Origin of the sequence: Sphingobacterium anhuiense (assembly GCF_042686355.1) — a bacterium.
Classification (GTDB): Bacteria; Bacteroidota; Bacteroidia; order Sphingobacteriales; family Sphingobacteriaceae; genus Sphingobacterium; species Sphingobacterium anhuiense.
This window is the reverse complement of sequence record NZ_JBHUPE010000003.1, coordinates 212440-230880: the sequence shown is the minus strand read 5'-3', so window position 1 is coordinate 230880 and position 18441 is coordinate 212440. Positions and strand designations below refer to the sequence as shown.

The window sequence follows — 18441 nt, the reverse complement described above, 5'->3', positions numbered from 1 at the left end:
TATACAGCTCAAATAACCAACAAAAAAATAGATAAAATGATACAGTTAAAACACTTATTTAAATGGTATAATGTTGGAAGTACACGTTCATTTGTACTAAAAGATGTCAGTCTAAATATTGAAGAGGGGGATTTTATTTCGATCATGGGTCCCTCTGGATCTGGAAAGTCAACATTATTGAACATCATTGGAATGCTTGATGAACCCGATGAGGGTGAATACCTATTTCAGGGTGAAAATGTGTTGGAACTTAAACCTAAAAAAAGAACGCAGCTTTTTCAGTCCCACATGGGTTATGTCTTTCAATCTTATCATCTGCTTGATGAAATGACTGTGTATGAAAATATTGAAACACCATTGATCTATAAGAATAAATCTTCGTCGGAGCGTAAGTCCATTGTCAGTGATTTATTGGACCGTTTTAACATTGTAGGAAAAAAAGATCTGTTTCCTTCACAGCTATCTGGTGGTCAGCAGCAGATTGTAGGGATTGCAAGAGCTTTAGCCGGTTCTCCGTCGCTGCTATTGGCTGATGAGCCAACGGGAAACCTGAATTCTAAACAAGGAGAAGAAATCATGGAATTGTTTCAACAGCTCAATACGGAAGGTGTCACGATTATACAGGTGACCCACTCGGACAAAAACGCCACTTACGGAAAAAGAACGGTCCACATGCTGGATGGTCAATTAAAGTAACTCTATAACCATATACCTAGATATATCCCTGCATATGCTTCATTTGGCATATCGCGGGGATTTTTGTTAAATTTGTATATGGATGAAAAAGAATTACATGCTTTGGTTACTTTACTCGATGATCCGGATCAATTGATTTCTGAAGAAATCGAAAATAAATTATTGAGTTTAGGACCAGAGATCATACCTTCTTTAGAGGAGTATTGGGAGTCTGCTTTTGATCCCTTCATACAAGAACGCTTGGAGAAAATTATCCATGCAATACAGTTTGATCAAATTAAAAGTGAACTTCTGATCTGGAAGATGAGCAACTCTTTTAACCTCTTAGAGGGTCTTATCATCATCAATAGCTATCAATACCCTTCTTATGATCATAACCTCATACGGATGAGCTTAGAAGAGCTAAAGCGCGATATATGGATGGAGCTTCGGTATGAAATGACACCCTATGAAAAAGTATCACTGATGAATTATGTTCTATTTGATAAATTTGGTCTTTCCGGAAATACAAATGATTATCATAATCCGCAGAATTCTTTTATCGGTAGGGTTCTAGAAACAAAAAAGGGAAATCCCCTGACCCTTTCATGTATCTATAGTATCGTTGCTCAAAAACTGGATATCCCGATCTTCGGCATTAATCTTCCAAAGCATTTTATTTTATCTTATCTAGATGAGGATCAGAATGCAGATCATTTATTGTTCTATCTAAATGCGTTTAATAAAGGTCAAGTGATGCAAAAAGCAGATGTTATTTCGTTCTTAAAACAACTGAATCTCCCGCTCTCAAAAGAATTTATGCTGCCCTGTGACAATGTAACGATACTAAAAAGAGTATTGCGTAATCTTGTTACAGCTTACGAACAAAATGAAAGTGTTGGTAAGAAACAAGAAATCGAAATACTCTTTAAACTCTTAGAGGAATAATATTAATCTTAATCGATCTCACTTGGCCCCCTTGCATCTAAAGATAGTGCAACAGGTGTTAAGCTATATTGTTTTTTCTTGTTGGGTTCCACATTATCTTTATCGGTAATCAAAAAACGAGAAACGATCTTAGTATCAGCATCGGCGACATACAAATATTTTGCTCCATCACGATTGTCAATCGCAACATCCAGCGGTCTTTTTAATCCTGTTAAAGCACCTGTAATGATACGTGTTGCTTGAATAGCACGGTCTCCTGAACTGGCTAATAATGCTCCTGCTCCTTCAAATAATAAAATTCTTCCGACATTAGTACCGCCTGTAGAGGTATAACTAGCAACAGCAAGTAAGTCCTGACGGGCGGAATAACTAAATCCTCTGATTTCTCCCTGGTCTGCTATAGTTAGAACAGCTTTTGGTGGAAATGCTGTCTCACTCAAAACTGAATCTGCAGGCTGATTTTTTCTTAAGATATCCTTAAATATCGCAAGACCTTTCTTTTCTCCATTGACAGCGACATATAAATCTGAATTATCTTCGGCGTTTTTAAAAGCCATTGTCCATGGGACTAATTTCCCTAGGGATATCTGTTGATTTCTTTTTGCTTTTCCTCTGTAACTTCCTGGTCGTTGAAACAGATAGATACTCGGAGGTCTAGTACCTTCACCAAGATCTGCTACATATAAATTTTCTGTACCCTTATTATAATGGTAGGCTAATCCTCTGACACGGGTTAACAATCCATTTGAAATTAAACCATTAGATGCGGGAGCTCCTGTTACAGGATTTACTGTCATTACCTGAATGCTTGTATCTTTTACAATACCACCCTCATTAGCACTACTTTGAAAAATATATTTTGCAATTGGGTTAAACAATATTGCTGCACCACCTTTTGTACTTGAATTATAAGATAAAGAAGGTTCAAAATGAGTCAATGAGTCAGCAGGATCAATAATATCAATATTGTTATAAGGTGTCTGCCCCTCATCCAATTGATAGTCGGAAAAAGAAACATACAGCCTCGAGATTGCGACCTTAGCCAATGCTGGCTCATCATCCTCTCGTACACATGAAGTCAAGCATGTTACAATAGCCAATAAAAGTAAAGTTATATACGTTGTTAGTGATTTCATTTTTAATCTGATATAGGTACAAATCTACAAATATGATCCAATATAAAGATAAAAAAAGAGAGATTGGCGAGGGTATAATAAATTCTGTTTATCAAATATTTGCTAGTTCAGTACTTTTTGAGTAAAATTGCCAAACTTTTATCAGTAAAATAGCAATGGAAGAGAAGGAGTTCATCAGAGAAAAGTTAACATTACCTAACGAAGGCAAAAATCTGCTTTTACATTCGTGTTGTGCACCCTGTGCCGGTGAAGTAATGGAGGCTTTGATCAGCTCGGATATCAAATTCACAATCTATTTCTACAATCCAAACATTCATCCTCGTAAAGAATACGATTTACGAAAAGAGGAGAATATACGTTTTGCAGAAAAACATAATATTCCTTTTATTGATGCCGACTATGATGTAGATCATTGGTTCGACTTGGCAAAGGGAATGGAAAACGAACCTGAGAAGGGTATTCGTTGTACGATGTGCTTTGACATGCGCTTTGAGAAAACAGCGGAATATGCTGCTGCGAATGGATTTGATGTTATATCAAGTTCTTTAGGAATCTCAAGGTGGAAAAACATGGATCAAATCAATGATTGTGGTGTACGTGCTGCCTCCCGCTTTGAGGGAATGGACTATTGGACATTCAACTGGAGAAAAAAAGGTGGTGCTATCCGCATGTTAGAAATATCTAAAAAAGAAAAGTTCTACATGCAAGAATATTGTGGATGCGCTTACTCTTTACGGGATACCAACCGTTGGCGAATGGAAAACGGTCGGGAAAAAATAGAATTAGGTAAAAATTATTATGAATAACCGCTTGCTATAAGGCATATAAATGAAGTCGAAATTGAAATATATTTTAAAAAAAAATTTCAATGCTAACTTATTTATACATACCTTTGCAGGCTCAAATGCAAGATTGTGAAACATCTAATACAATACAAAATACCGTTTTCGGGGCTAAATGCAGGGAAGCACAATTTTGAGTTTGAGATCGATAAAAAGTTCTTTGATTGTTTTGAGCATTCCATTGTTAAAGATGGTCATCTAACAGCAAATGTTGAATTACAGAAGCAAGAAAATTTGCTTATTTTAAATTTCACTATTGTTGGAGATATCGGATTGACTTGCGATGTTTGTTTAAGCGAATTTCCATCGCCTATTACAGTAAAAGAGCGGATATTGGTCAAATTCACCGCTGAGGACTGGACTGATAATACGGAAGAAGTATTGGTTTTATCCAAAAGCGATCACGAGCTAGACCTGACTGAATTGCTATATGAATATATCAATTTGGCAGTTCCTTTGTTTGCTAAATGTAGTGATCAAGGAAAAGATATTACCTGTGATCCGATTATGTTAGCGCATATATCAACTGAGCAACAGAAAGAAGAGCAAGTAAAAGAAGAGAACATTGACCCACGTTGGGCCGCATTAAGAAATATTAAAAATAACTAAAACAGAAATACGAGATGGCACATCCAAAGCGTAAGACTTCTAAATCAAGAAGAGACAAGAGAAGAACACATTATAAAGCAGACAGACCTAGCTTAAGCATTTGTAAAGAAACTGGTGCAGTTCATTTACCACACCGTGCATACACTGTAGATGGTAATTTGTACTACAACGGTAAATTGATCATTGAAAATACGGCTGTTGTCTAACTTAGATCTTTCAAAACATAAAACATCCCAAAACGAGTATAATTTTCAGATTATACTTTAATTTGGGATGTTTTTTGCGTATTATTGACTTGAAAAATAATCACGAATGAAGATTGGTTTAGATATTTTAGGTGGCGATTATGCCCCTAATGCAACAATATTAGGTGCGATAGAAGCTCAACAACTCTTGACGGGAGATCAAAAACTTGTTCTTTTTGGTGATGAGGAGGAGACTAAATCGCTTATTGAAAAAGCTGGGGGTAATTCTTCGGACTTTGAATATATACATGCACCTGAAAACATTAGTATGGGTGAACACCCTACTAAAGCGATTACACAAAAACCCAACTCTAGTATAGCCAAAGGCTTTGAATTACTAAAAAACGGTGAAATTGATTCTTTTGCTTCTGCTGGTAACACCGGAGCAATGCTTGTCGGATCTATTTTTAGTGTAAAAACGGTACCTGGCGTACTAAGACCTGCTATAACGACAATTGTACCCAAACTGAAATCCGGTTTTGGACTACTCCTTGATGTCGGAGCTAATGCAGACTGTAAACCCGAAATGCTCAATCAATTTGCGATTTTGGGAAGTTTGTATTCGCAACATATGTTTGGTATTTCTTCTCCGAAGGTTGGTTTATTAAATATCGGTGAAGAAGAAGAAAAAGGAAATATCCTAACCACAACCACCTATCCCCTTTTAAAAAATAACGAACGCATTAATTTCATCGGAAATGCCGAAGGCCGTGATCTGTTTTCAGATATTGCCGACGTGTATGTTTGTGATGGTTTTACAGGGAATGTTGTTTTAAAGCTAGCAGAATCATTTTACGTAGTAACATTGAAAAAAGGATTTAAAGATGAGTTCTTCGACCGATTCAACTACGAGCAATATGGAGGTAGTCCTGTTTTAGGAGTTAATGCTCCTGTTATAATAGGCCATGGAATATCAACTCCTCAGGCTATTAAAAATATGGTTTTACAATCTAGAGATATGATCCAGTCAGATTTTATTGACAAAATCAGATCTGCTTTTAATTAAATTTTATGTCAAAAATTCATGCTGCGATTACAGCAGTTGGTGGATATGTACCTGATTATATCCTCACAAATAAAGAGCTGGAAACTATGGTTGAAACCAATGACGAGTGGATTGTATCTCGTACAGGTATCAAAGAACGTAGAATCTTAAAAGGAGAAGGTAAAGCTACTTCAGACCTTGCTGTACCTGCGGTGCAACAATTATTAGAAAAAAGAGGAATTACTGCAAAAGATATTGATTTGATCATCTTCTGTACAAGTACTCCAGATATGCTTTTTCCTGCCACAGCTAATATCTTAGCCGATAAAATTGGGGCTACAAATGCTTGGGGATATGATTTACAAGCGGCATGTTCAGGTTTTCTTTTTGGCTTGACAACTGGTGTCCAATTTATTGAATCGGGTAAACATACAAAAGTATTGGTTGTCGGTGCCGATAAAATGTCTTCAGTAGTCAACTATCAAGATCGTAATACGTGTATTTTATTTGGAGATGGTTGTGGTGTAGTGCTACTCGAACCTAACACTGATGGCAATGGTATTCAAGATGCAATCTTGAAAACGGATGGTTCAGGTGGTCAATATTTAAATATCAAAGGTGGCGGTTCTCTAAATCCGGCATCTCATGCTACTGTGGACGCTGGTTTACACTATGCTTATCAAGAAGGAAAAACGGTATTTAAATTTGCTGTTACCAATATGGCTAATGTAGCTGCCGAGATTATGGAGAAAAATAATCTTCAAGCTTCGGATATCGCTTATTTAGTACCGCATCAAGCAAATAAACGTATTATCGATGCAACAGCAGAACGTGCTGGACTACCGGAAGAAAAAGTAATGATTAATATTCAGAAATATGGTAACACCACAAGTGCCACGATTCCTTTATGTTTATGGGAATGGGAAAGTAAACTGAAAAAAGGTGATAACTTGATTTTAGCAGCTTTTGGCGGTGGATTTACTTGGGGATCTGTATACTTAAAATGGGCTTACTAAGTACAAATATTATTTTGTAGCTTTGAAGGCTGTTTTAAGAATTTTAAAAATTAACACTAAAATATTTAACCTGCATAACTATGGGTATGGACATTAAACAAATTCAAGACTTGATTAAATTCGTTTCAAAATCAGGTGTGAATGAAGTAGCAATCGAAGAAAAAGATTTCAAAATTACGATAAAAACAAATCAGGAGCCTACATATGTAACCGCTTCGGTTCCAGTTGCAGCAGCACCAGTGGCAGCAGCTCCTCAACCGACTGCAGTTGCTCCAGCAGCGGCAGCTCCTGCAGTAGTTTCTGAAGAAGCTAATTTTATCACGATTAAATCTCCAATGATCGGAACTTTTTACCGTTCTGCGGGACCAGGTAAACCATCATTTGTAAATGCTGGTGACGAAATCAGTACAGGTAATGTATTGTGTATCATTGAAGCTATGAAATTATTCAATGAAATTGAATCTGAAGTTTCAGGTAAAATTGTTAAAATCTTGGTAGAAGATGCTCAACCAGTTGAGTTCGATCAACCATTATTCTTGGTAGATCCTAGATAAACAATCGTCAATATTTTTATTGTCGATCAACATGAGCGCACAGGTACTGTGCACTCATACCTCAAAACTTACAGAAAATACAATGTTTAAAAAAATATTAATAGCTAATAGAGGAGAAATCGCTTTACGTATCATCCGCACATGTCGCGAAATGGGTATCAAAAGTGTAGCTGTTTATTCAACAGCTGATAAAGATAGTTTACACGTTCGTTTTGCGGATGAAGCTGTTTGTATCGGTCCTCCTGCCAGTAAAGATTCTTACTTAAACATCCCAAATATTATCTCAGCTGCAGAATTAACAAATGCAGATGCGATTCATCCTGGATATGGTTTCTTAGCAGAAAATGCGAGATTTTCTTCAATATGTGCACAGTACGGTATCAAATTTATTGGTCCCACTGCAGAGCAGATTGAAAAAATGGGCGATAAATCACAAGCAAAAGATACAATGAAACAAGCTGGCGTACCTACGGTACCTGGTTCTGATGGTCTTTTGAGCTCATTGCAAGAAGGTGTTAAACTTGCTAAAGAAATCGGATACCCGGTTATCATTAAGGCTACGGCTGGTGGTGGCGGTAAAGGTATGCGCATTATTTGGAAAGAAGAGGAATTTGAACATGCTTGGGATTCTGCACGTCAGGAATCTGCTGCAGCCTTCGGTAACGACGGTATGTATCTGGAGAAATATGTAGAAGAACCAAGACATATCGAAATTCAGGTAGTTGGTGATCAATACGGTACCGTATGTCACTTATCTGAAAGAGATTGTTCTATTCAACGTCGTCACCAAAAGTTATTGGAAGAAGCTCCTTCACCTTTTATTACACCAGAATTACGTCAGAAAATGGGCGAAGCGGCTATCAAAGGTGCTAAGGCTGTTAACTATGAAGGTGCTGGTACAGTAGAGTTTTTAGTTGATAAAAACCGTAACTTCTACTTCATGGAAATGAATACACGTATTCAGGTTGAGCATCCAGTAACAGAGGAAGTCATTAATTTTGATTTAATCAAAGAACAAATCAAAGTTGCGGCTGGTATCCCAATTTCAGGTAAAAACTACGAGCCGACCATGCACGCGATCGAATGCCGTATCAATGCTGAGGATCCATTTAATAACTTCCGCCCATCACCAGGAAAGATTACTAATTTCCATTCACCAGGTGGTCACGGTGTACGTATCGATACGCATGTATATGCGGGTTACACGATTCCTCCATATTACGATTCGATGATTGCTAAAGTAATCTGTGTTGCGCAAACACGTGAAGAAGCTATCTCAACAATGGAAAGAGCTTTAAGTGAATTTGTTATCGAAGGTATTAAAACAACAATACCTCTTCATTTACGTTTAATGCGCGATCCTAACTTCAGAGCTGGTAACTTTACTACGAAGTTTATGGAAACTTTTGACCTTTCAGAAGATAATGTATAATAAAATTATCTTTACATAGATAAAAAATACCATTCTTTTCAATAAGAATGGTATTTTTGTTTACAAACAATTTTTATGAGTACTACAGAACGGAAAAGCCTAGTCGAATCTATAAAAGATAAAGGAAAAAATTTAGAAGCAGAAATGTCATTCTTTGATCATCTCGAAGTACTGAGATGGCATTTGGTTCGTTCGGTGATTGCAATTTGTATTTTCGCAGGTTTATCATTCACTTTCTATGATTTCGTATTTAACGAAATCATTATGGGGCCAAAAAGTCTTAATTTCTGGACATATAGAATGATGTGTGTTGTTGGTAACAAGTTTAATATCGATGGATTCTGTGTCGAACATATTCCTTTCAATATTATCAATACTGAACTAGCGGGACAGTTTATGTTGCAAATCAACTCTTGTTTGCTCATGTCTTTACTATTGGGTTTCCCTTACATCTTATTTGAAATCTGGCTTTTTATCAAACCAGCTTTAACAGATATTGAACGAAGATCTGCTCGAGGATTTGTTTTTTATGCTACCCTATTGTTTGTATTAGGAGTATTATTTGGTTATTATGTAGTCGTACCGTTATCTGTTAACTTCTTAGCCAATATTTCATTAAGTATCGAAATTACGAATCAGATTACCATTGACTCTTACCTTTCAACGATCGCTACATTATCGTTAGGCTGTGGTATTGTGTTCTTATTACCAATTCTGATCTTTATCTTATCAAAATTAGGTATTATGACTCCAGAGTTTATGCGTGCAAGCAGAAGATATGCAACGGTTATTATTCTTGTTGTGGCAGCAATTATTACTCCTACAGCGGATGTCATCACGATGTTGACCGTAGCTACCCCAATGTTCCTTTTATACGAAATTAGTATCTTAGTATCGGCGAAAGTTAAAAAACAAAAATTAGCACAAGAAAAAAACAATATATAATGAGTACTGTAAAGACAATTGCAATAGGAAGTGACCATGCAGGTTTTGAATACAAAACAGCTATCGTAGCTTTATTAAAAGAATTAGGTTACGAAGTAAAAGATTTCGGACCATATAATACGGATTCTGTTGATTATCCAGATTATGCTCATCCGGTTGCAAGTGAAGTGGAAGAAGAAAAAGCAGCATTAGGTGTATTGATATGCGGTAGCGCAAATGGTGTTGCAATTACAGCAAACAAACATCAAGGGATCCGCGCTTCAATAGCATGGTTAGAAGAAATTGCTGCATTGGCACGTCAACATAACGATGCTAACATTGTGTGTATTCCAGCAAGATTTATTGATCTTGAACTTGCAAAATCAATCGTTAAAACATTTGTAACGACAGATTTTGAAGGTGGTAGACATGCTACACGTGTTGGTAAAATTGCCTGTGGTTGTTAATTTTAACATAATTTAATAGACGGAGAAAAGGTATATATATACTTTTTCTCCGTTTTTTTTGTTCTATTTGTTCTAAATGAAAAAACAATGAAAAAAATATTCAGTTTAATTTGTCTTATTTCGTCCATTTACAGCTGTGCAGTTGCACAAAATCCAGCTGCAAAATATGCTGATCTGATTACTGAAGAGTCTTCCAGAAAGCATCTTACTATCCTAGCATCTTCAGATCTTGAGGGACGTGGCACAGGTCAAAAAGGTGGTCGTTTGGCTACTGAATACATTGCAAATGAATTTAAAAAATTAGGATTAACACCACCTGTGGCAGGTAAATATTTTCAACCGGTAAGTTTACTAAAAAACAGTTATCAGGTTAAGAGCTTTAAAATCGGAGGCCGTCCTTTTGTCAATGGACAAGATCTACTGGCATTAGGTAATAATGAGTTGAAATCAATCGACGATAAAGAGATTATTTTTATCGGTTACGGTATTGACGACCCCAAATATTCTGATATCAAAGGGATCGATTTGCAAGATAAAATTGTGATGCTGATCAATAACAAAGAACCTGTTGATGCAAAAGGGAAATCTGTGATCACTGGAACGACAAAATTATCGGAATGGTCCACCGTGCGCAATAAAAAGATTAGAGAGGTGCTAAAACATAAGCCTAAACTTATTCTCGCATACACTGAGGATCTCGCTACATGGCTGGAAAGTGCAGGAGATCGTGCAACCGAAGGACGCTTTAATTTAGCTCAGGATCAAACAGCTCCTGAAACTAATCCAATGCCTATTGTTGTCAATATCACCGATCATGTTGCTAACTATATCCTGAATCAGGGAAAAACAAGTCTAGCGAATATTACATCTAAAATCAATCAGAGTCAAAAGCCTCAATCTTTTGTTATCAATACAAGTTTTAATGCACAATTGGGTATGGTGACTGAACAATTTACGGATCCTAATGTACTGGGCTTGCTTGAAGGGTCTGATCTGAAAGATGAAATAATTGTTATAGGTGGCCATTATGATCACGACGGCAAAAGTTCAAATGGCACTATCTTTCCTGGAGCTGATGATAATGCTTCAGGAACTACTGCTGTTCTTGAGTTAGCGAAAGCATTTAGTCAGGCTAAAGCTGAAGGCAAAGGTCCTCGGAGAAGTATCTTGTTTATCACATATGCTGCAGAAGAAAAGGGTTTATTGGGCTCTAAGTATTATACCGAAAACCCGGTCTTCCCCCTTGAAAATACCGTTACTTGTATCAATATTGATATGATAGGCCGCATTGACGATAAGCATTTAAATGGAAATCACAACTATATTCATTCCATTGGAGCAGATAAATTAAGCTCTGAATTAGCAAGAATCAATAAGGATGCAAATGATAAATCCAGCAAACTGGAATTAGACTTTATGTACGATAATCCAAAAGATCCGATGCGTCTTTATTACCGATCTGATCATTATAATTTTGCCAGTAAAGGTATTCCTTCAATTTTTTACTTCTCAGGTTTACATCCGCATTATCACACGCCTGAAGATACTGTTGATAAAATAGATTTCCCGATTATGGTCAAAAGAGAAAAATTTATTTTTCAAACGGCTTGGGATGTTGCCAATAGTACTACAAAACCTGCTGTAGATAGCAAGAAGGATTAAAAATTAGTTACGTAAGATTTTTAAAGTGGTTCTCCTGAATAAGGAAACCACTTTTTTTATGTGCTTATTGCACCTATTAAACGAGTAAAACTGCTTCCTATTTTGATAACCGATCCAACTGATTAAAATCGGATAAACAATTTCATTCAGCATAAAACAAAGTGAATGTGTTAAAAATAAGTTAATTAAAAATCGATATCTAAAAAAGTAATTATCTTTGCGAGCAATAAACCAACCATTCCTAAAAAGTTAATTATGAAGCTATATGTATTAAGCTTGCTATTTTTATGCGTTAATTTTGCCTATTCCCAAAACTCCTCCAGTTTGAAAGGGACTGTTATTGATCATACAAATAAACCGCTTGAAAAAGCAACAGTTTCCATTCTTTTGCAACAGGATTCTTCGGTACTCTCCTATTCTCTGACAAATGATAAAGGAGAATTCAACCTCGTTAAACTGCCAGCAAATAAAAATCTAATCTTATATATCTCGCACGTCAATAGCAGCAACTATCATCAGGACATTCTTTTAAATCCTGATGAAAAAAAGCAATTAGATTCGATTAAACTGGGGGGAAAACTATTGGATGAGGTCGTCATTTCCGTTGCACCACCTGTGCGCATGAATAAAGATACATTAGAATATAACACTGATTTTTTTAAGACTAGACCGAACGCCAATGCTGAAGAACTTTTAAAACAGTTACCTGGTCTACAAATTAATATGGATGGTACTATTTACTATGAAGGTAAAGAAGTTTCTCAGGTAAAAGTAAATGGTAAAGATTTTTTTGCCAGCGATCTACGAATTGCTACCCGCAATCTGGATGCTTCCTTAATTAAAACGGTACAGGTATACCGAGATAAAGGAGAATCAAAAAAAACAGTGGAGGATGAAGAAAAATTACCTATTACCATCAATCTGAAATTCAAAAAAGATTTTCTGAAAGCTAGTTTTGGTAAATTATATGGCAGTGTCGGAACTCGGGACCGCTATGAAGCTGGTGGTCTGTTCAATACTTTTCAGGATACTTTGCAATTGAGTTTCATCGGATTTGGAAATAATATCAATCGAGAAAGTTTTGATTACAATGAACTTAATCAACACGGTGGATTAGGAAGAGCTGAAAATTATGGTTTTAATGACTTTGGTGGCCGAAATTATAATGGCAAAGCAAATGATATTGCCGGTGGCTTTAACCTCAATAATGATTGGGGAAAGAAAACAAAACTAAACCTCATGTACATGTTAAAGTACAAAAATGAAGAAGGCCAAAACCAAGGAAGTCAAACCTCGCTGTATGATAATGTTAAGCAATTCGGCGAAAATGAATATAATAGCTACCGGAAGTCGCTTGCGCACAATATCAATACGCTTTTCAGACACCGAATGGATACAACAGCATACGTCGAGTTTACACCTAAGCTTTCCATCACCAATAATGATGGTAAAACTGATAGCTGGATGAATACCTATACCGAAGACAAAAAAATAAATAACAGCAAAAGCAATAACACATCAGATGGGTATAATATTAATTACGATCATAATTTCCACATTGAAAAACAATTAAGTAAGAAACATCTTGTATCTCTAAAAAATACCATCAATATTAGAAATGATAAATCAGAAGAGATTGGCAATCAATTAACAGAGATATTCCAGAATCCGATCCCAAAAACCAGTCTATGGGAAAACAGAACGAATCGAGAGAGATCTAGCAGTATCAAAACTTTTGCTGGGTATAATAATACAAGTATAGAAAAACTAAATTTTGACTTCTATATTTCTTATAATACTTCTAGTAGCAGTCCAACGCAAAGTTTATTCTACAACAGGGATAATACAGGGACCATCCATGGTGAGCAGTTTGAAAACAGCTATAGTTTTAAATCACAGGAATATGTGACTGCCATGAAATTTTACTGGAAACCTTTCAAAAAATTAGCGGTAAACTTTGGTACAGCATATGCAGTTAAGGATAATCAATTTGATTTATTCAAAATCAATGAACGAAAAACAACTTCGAATGGTTACTGGCTACCTAATATCAATATTCGTTATAAAGATTTTGATCTTTCTTGGTCTAAAGATTTAGAATCACCTGCAACATATCAGATCCAAAGTATTAGGGATACACTAAATCCTCTGATGACGCGACTGTCAGCTTTTTTCTATGAGAATAAACTGCAACAAAGTACGCGCTTTTCATTCAATAGATACACACAAAAATATCAACTGGGATTTAGTGCCGGTGTAAACTATAAAGATAAAAGTGAGGGTCATAGAAGTTGGCGTGATGTGACAAATGGACATTATACCATACAGGCATTTCAAGCAGGATCAACGACTAATTATAATGGCTATTTATATGGTAGGTATAATTTTAAAGCTGGTAACGATTGGGTATTTTATATATCTCAAAACAGTAGCTTATATACCTACCAATATTATTCTTCGATCAATGATGTGGACAACAAATTAACAAACCTCGGCATCAATCTAACACAGGAATTTTCTATTACTTGGAAGAATTTAATCGGCCTAACGCCTAAATATACCTACAGCTGGAACAAGGCTCAGAATTCGGTTAAAAACAATCCTGATTTTATTGCTACCGCTAATAGAACACACAATGTTGGCGTAGGATTAAATGTAAATCCTATAAAAGGTTTTTCTTTAGAGACCTCCTATTCACTAGAGAATAGGGCAAGTGGCCTAAGTGGAAGAGACAATTATCATATACTGAACTCTTCTATATATTACACGTTGAAAAATAATTCCCAGATCAAATTAACGGGTTTTGACATCTTAAATCAAAACAGACAGAACTACTGGGGTACCAGTGGGAATACAACCTATTTTCAAAACACGGTTACTTTGAGACAGTACTTTTTGTTAGGATATATTTATAAATTTAAAGTAACAAAACTGAAAAATTAAACAAACAGGCTTCACAATTGTTGAACCTATAGCAACTAAAATAATATGGCATTTGAAGATTACTATAAAGTACTTGGCATAAGCAAAACGGCATCTGTTGATGATGTAAAAAAAGCTTATCGAAAATTAGCCCGCAAATATCATCCCGATCTCAATCCTAATGATGAGGCCGCAAAACAGAAGTTTCAAGAGATCAACGAAGCCAATGAGGTATTATCCGATCCGGAAAAACGTAAGAAATATGATCAATATGGTGAAAACTGGCAACGAGGAGAGGAATATGAGCGGTCTCAACAGCAATACCGACAGTCGAATGAAAATCCTTTTGGAGGTTCGCAGGGCTATACAGGAAATTTTGATGATGGACAATTTTCAGATTTTTTCGAACAGATGTTTGGTAACCGCTCCGGTGGCGGTAGAAGAAATAACTTTCGTGGACAAGATTTCAATGCTGAATTGGAGTTAACTCAACAACAGGCTTACACGACTCACGCACAAACTTTTACAATTAATGGTAAGAACATCCGAATCAACATACAAGCGGGTGTAGAAGATGGTCAGAAAATTAAACTTAAAGGTCTTGGTAGTGAAGGTGTAAACGGAGGTCCAAAAGGAGATCTTTATATCACCTTCCATATCATCCCTGATCCAAAGTTTAAACGTCAGGGTAATGACCTCTATACAACGTTAGATATTGATCTGTATACCGCTATTTTAGGTGGTGAAGCCATTATTGATACCTATGGCGGTAAAATAAAGCTTAAAATTCAACCTGAAACACAAAACAATGCCAAAGTCAGGTTAAAAGGGAAAGGTTTTCCTGTCTATAAAAAAGATGGTGAGTTTGGAGATCTGTATGTCAGTATGAACGTGATGATACCAACCAATTTAACCGACAAAGAAAAAGAACTATTCAAACAGCTGGCTGATTTAAAGAAATAATCCTATGGAAAGGTCCCTAATTAAACTATCTGATTACTGCTATTCAAGGAAAGCGGAGATTACTTTTATAGAAACTTTAAATGAGTATGGTCTTCTCCATATTATCATCCAACAGGAAGAAAAATATATTGAAGAGGAACAGCTTCGGGATCTGGAAAGATTTTCGGACTGGTACTATGAGCTAGATGTAAATCCTGCGGGTATTGAGGTGGCACATCATCTCATTCAGAAAGTGGAAGCATTACAAAGTGAATTGCAGCGCATAAAAAATCAGCTTAAAGCTTTGGAATCATAATTCAAAGCTTTAAGCTGATTTTTACAATATGGTATTAATTATCTAAGTCTTTATCAACTGTTATTGTATCTTTCCAAATCACATTGTGCCGTAAATCTGTTAATTCAATTTGATAATTACCTTTGCAAACAACAAACGAACCATATGATTGTCCTGGTTGAACAAGCCGGTAAATAATCAACTGTTTTTTTCCTTCAATTCTATCCGCAGAAAAGCCCTTCATTAATGTGTAATTTTCTTTTTGTACATATTGATCAGGGATACGGTAATCAAAATGACCCCTACTGCTATCATCAGGACATAAAATTTCGGTACGGCTTGGCGTAAAAATATAATGCTGCCTATACATAGACGCATTTGATATCGCCAGATCTTCAATATGATCAAAATTCTTAAAGTACTTTTCGGGGATAATGTAAATCAAACTGACATACTCTTCTCTTCCCAATTGCTGCTTAAAGGGAACCATAGCATGATAAATAACTTGTTTGTTTAAGGTCGTAGTTCGATAATAGTATTTCCCTTCTGCTGTCTTTTTAATTTCGAATCCATCTCTTGACAACAATTCTTTTGTATTTTTAAACCGCTCATCCGATTTGTTATTGATTAAGCTGATCAATCTAAATGTCGTATCTCCAAGACTTTTCCCATTGAACAACACCGTATACTTCGTTGCATCATAACCTAATTTCTTTATAATCTTCTGATCGTCATGTGAAAGATGAACAGTTTGCAGTCCTGTTTTCGTCTTTTCATCATAATTTGAGAAATTTTCACCTACATATACAGACAGATTTCGTTCGACATTAACAAAATACTCATCCCCATCAACAATAAAACCTTTTGGAGTGAATTGATAAGCTGATCGACAAGACGTTAATAAGAATAGTCCAAATAAAATATAAAAAGCTTTCATAACATTATTTAAAAAAGGCGCCATTGCATAAAACGTTATTTTAATTATTGGGCAGCTGTATTTAATCGGAAAGGCATGGTGTAAGCAACCCTTACATGCTGTCCATTTTGTATCGCAGGTTTCCATTTTTCAGGATAATTCTTCAAAACTTTCACAGCTTCTTGTCCAGTTCCGTACTTTAAATCTCGTTTTATATCAAAGTTAGATAGGCTACCATCTTTTTCAACGATGAATGATACTTCTACAACACCGTTAATATTATTTTCTAAGGCCTCCTTTGGAAAATTGTAATTTTCTCCAACATAATTCATAAAATCACGCATCCCCCTTGGTGGCGCTGGTTTAACTTCAACAGCTGAAAATATTACCGAATTTTCCTCTGATTTCTTGGGTTCCGGAAAACGAACTTCATCAGGAGACGATTTAACAGGTTTCTTCTTTGGCACTTCATCTTTTGTTACTTTCGGTGGTGGGAAACGAACGACGTCCTCCGAAGATTTTGTAGACTGTCTTTTACTAGCAGCTTGCTTATTTGATTTTTTAGGCTCTGGAAAATGGACGGTAGCGTCTTTAGATCTATCTGAATTATTTACATTATTACTTTTCGAATTTTCCGAGCCAAATCTACCTGCGGCCAATTTCACAGGAAGTGTGTAGGAAGACCGAACTGCTTTACCATTTTGAATCGCAGGTTTCCATTTTTTTCCATTTTTCACGAGATTCTGAATCATCGTCCCAGCACCAAATCCAATATCATTCTTCGTTTTAACATTTGTAATACGACCATCCTTCTCGACTACAAAATCAATTTCAACAGTACCATTGATGCCTTTATCCAACATCTCATCTGAATATTTGAAATTTTGACGAATATAGCTCATGTAAGCTCTCATACCACCCGAAGGAACTGCCAGCACTTCCGGATTACTAAAAATCTTTTCCTGCTGTGGTCCTTGTTCCTCAATCTCCATCAGTTTTGTAACAGCCTCAGATACCACCGGTAGTTTCACATCGATCACTTTATCAATCAGTTCTGTTTTTGCGTCAACGGTATTGTTTAATACGAGTCCTACCAAACCTACTAAACCAGAAATTGGAATAATCAACATATATTTCCACTGATTTGATTTCTTTGATTTATTTTGAAATAACATCATAATCCTCTTTTTTAAAATGGACTCTCTGGCAAAGCCATGTGATAACACATCAGTCGATACCCGGAGCGCATTTGCAATTAATAATTCTGCATAAGATGCTTTATCTTTTGCAGCACAAAGTTGATCAGCAATACATTCATGCTGAAATTTCAATTCTCTGATATAAAAAAAGAATACAGGGTTAAACCAATTAAAAACTCGAACAATCTCTAAAAAAAGAATATCATAAGAATGCCCTTGCTGTACATGAACTAATTCATGACGGTGGATGATTTCATTTTCTTTCACTTCCTCACCGATATAAACAAAATTCAAAAAAGAAAATGAGTCGCTACCATCAGCTTTATGAAACCTACGGTATAGCTTATACAATCGAATTAGTAAAAACGAAGTAGCAACGATGATTGAGATCCAATAAACGAGTTCAACATTCGAATGCAGTTGCCAAAATTGCTGTCTACCCACAATTTCAATTTCAGGTATACTAAATTCTGTTAATTCCAGCGAAATAGCAGGAATTAACTTAGTCTTATAATCCATTTCTGATAGATCTACAAATTGTATTGCTGGTAATGTAAAAGACAATAGTACAGCAACCAATAAATAGATCCGATTCCCCTGGAAAAATGTGAGTTTTCTCAAGACTAAATGATAAAGTAAATAGCATATGACAAGGCTTGTGTTTGCTAAAAT

Annotated in this window: 18 protein-coding genes; 15 read left to right on the top strand and 3 right to left on the bottom strand. The window is 35.9% G+C overall.

Features of this window, described 5'->3' with window-relative positions:
• Positions 1–36 precede the first annotated feature (36 nt).
• Entirely contained in the window at positions 37–696 is a 660-nt protein-coding gene (locus ACFS6I_RS05440; RefSeq protein ID WP_132773453.1) for an ABC transporter ATP-binding protein, read from the top strand.
• Between the two features lie 78 nt (positions 697–774).
• Positions 775–1623 (top strand): transglutaminase-like domain-containing protein, encoded by an 849-nt coding sequence (locus ACFS6I_RS05435; RefSeq protein ID WP_380918674.1) that lies wholly within the window; start codon positions 775–777, stop codon positions 1621–1623.
• Positions 1624–1631: 8 nt separating this feature from the next.
• Here ACFS6I_RS05435 and ACFS6I_RS05430 read toward each other — a convergent pair whose 3' ends face one another.
• Positions 1632–2759 carry a hypothetical protein gene (locus ACFS6I_RS05430; RefSeq protein ID WP_380918672.1) on the bottom strand — a complete coding sequence of 376 codons (1128 nt, stop codon included), beginning with the start codon at positions 2757–2759 and terminating at the stop codon, positions 1632–1634.
• A gap of 155 nt (positions 2760–2914) precedes the next feature.
• Between ACFS6I_RS05430 and ACFS6I_RS05425 the strand changes: the two genes are divergently transcribed.
• From ACFS6I_RS05425 to ACFS6I_RS05365, 13 genes are all read left to right on the top strand, one after another.
• A complete protein-coding gene (locus ACFS6I_RS05425; RefSeq protein WP_021192033.1) occupies positions 2915–3565 on the top strand; it encodes an epoxyqueuosine reductase QueH in 651 nt (216 codons plus the stop codon).
• A 108-nt stretch (positions 3566–3673) separates the two neighbouring features.
• Positions 3674–4210 (top strand): YceD family protein, encoded by a 537-nt coding sequence (locus ACFS6I_RS05420; RefSeq protein ID WP_132843715.1) that lies wholly within the window; start codon positions 3674–3676, stop codon positions 4208–4210.
• Between the two features lie 14 nt (positions 4211–4224).
• The gene (rpmF, locus tag ACFS6I_RS05415) at positions 4225–4416 is read left to right on the top strand and encodes a 50S ribosomal protein L32 (protein ID WP_021192035.1); all 192 of its coding nucleotides are present in this window, start codon (positions 4225–4227) and stop codon (positions 4414–4416) included.
• Positions 4417–4522: 106 nt separating this feature from the next.
• Entirely contained in the window at positions 4523–5461 is a 939-nt protein-coding gene (plsX, locus tag ACFS6I_RS05410) for a phosphate acyltransferase PlsX (RefSeq protein WP_380918669.1), read from the top strand.
• Positions 5462–5466: 5 nt separating this feature from the next.
• On the top strand, positions 5467–6456 hold the full coding sequence (locus ACFS6I_RS05405; protein ID WP_021192037.1) for a beta-ketoacyl-ACP synthase III: 990 nt from the start codon (positions 5467–5469) through the stop codon (positions 6454–6456).
• A gap of 80 nt (positions 6457–6536) precedes the next feature.
• The gene (accB, locus tag ACFS6I_RS05400; RefSeq protein WP_346581430.1) at positions 6537–7010 is read left to right on the top strand and encodes an acetyl-CoA carboxylase biotin carboxyl carrier protein; all 474 of its coding nucleotides are present in this window, start codon (positions 6537–6539) and stop codon (positions 7008–7010) included.
• 82 nt (positions 7011–7092) lie between these two features.
• On the top strand, positions 7093–8442 hold the full coding sequence (gene accC / locus ACFS6I_RS05395; RefSeq protein WP_031289467.1) for an acetyl-CoA carboxylase biotin carboxylase subunit: 1350 nt from the start codon (positions 7093–7095) through the stop codon (positions 8440–8442).
• 75 nt (positions 8443–8517) lie between these two features.
• Positions 8518–9387: a twin-arginine translocase subunit TatC gene (tatC, locus tag ACFS6I_RS05390; protein ID WP_380918666.1), complete on the top strand. Its 870-nt coding sequence runs from the start codon at positions 8518–8520 to the stop codon at positions 9385–9387.
• On the top strand, positions 9387–9833 hold the full coding sequence (gene rpiB / locus ACFS6I_RS05385; protein WP_380918664.1) for a ribose 5-phosphate isomerase B: 447 nt from the start codon (positions 9387–9389) through the stop codon (positions 9831–9833). Before tatC ends, rpiB begins: the two co-directional genes overlap by 1 nt.
• An 87-nt stretch (positions 9834–9920) precedes the next feature.
• Complete coding sequence (locus tag ACFS6I_RS05380; protein ID WP_380918662.1) at positions 9921–11495, top strand: M28 family peptidase; 1575 nt, start codon at positions 9921–9923, stop codon at positions 11493–11495.
• Positions 11496–11750: 255 nt separating this feature from the next.
• The gene (locus ACFS6I_RS05375) at positions 11751–14438 is read left to right on the top strand and encodes a carboxypeptidase regulatory-like domain-containing protein (RefSeq protein ID WP_380918660.1); all 2688 of its coding nucleotides are present in this window, start codon (positions 11751–11753) and stop codon (positions 14436–14438) included.
• Between the two features lie 45 nt (positions 14439–14483).
• Positions 14484–15380: a DnaJ C-terminal domain-containing protein gene (locus ACFS6I_RS05370; RefSeq protein WP_380918658.1), complete on the top strand. Its 897-nt coding sequence runs from the start codon at positions 14484–14486 to the stop codon at positions 15378–15380.
• Between the two features lie 4 nt (positions 15381–15384).
• On the top strand, positions 15385–15675 hold the full coding sequence (locus tag ACFS6I_RS05365; RefSeq protein WP_380918656.1) for a chaperone modulator CbpM: 291 nt from the start codon (positions 15385–15387) through the stop codon (positions 15673–15675).
• Positions 15676–15709: 34 nt separating this feature from the next.
• On the opposite strand, the gene ACFS6I_RS05360 is transcribed toward ACFS6I_RS05365, so the two are convergent.
• Together ACFS6I_RS05360 and ACFS6I_RS05355 are read right to left on the bottom strand one after the other, a co-directional pair.
• Positions 15710–16591, bottom strand: a complete 882-nt coding sequence (locus ACFS6I_RS05360; RefSeq protein WP_380918654.1) for a hypothetical protein — start codon at positions 16589–16591, stop codon at positions 15710–15712.
• A gap of 44 nt (positions 16592–16635) precedes the next feature.
• Entirely contained in the window at positions 16636–18390 is a 1755-nt protein-coding gene (locus tag ACFS6I_RS05355) for an energy transducer TonB (protein ID WP_380918652.1), read from the bottom strand.
• Positions 18391–18441: the final 51 nt, after the last annotated feature.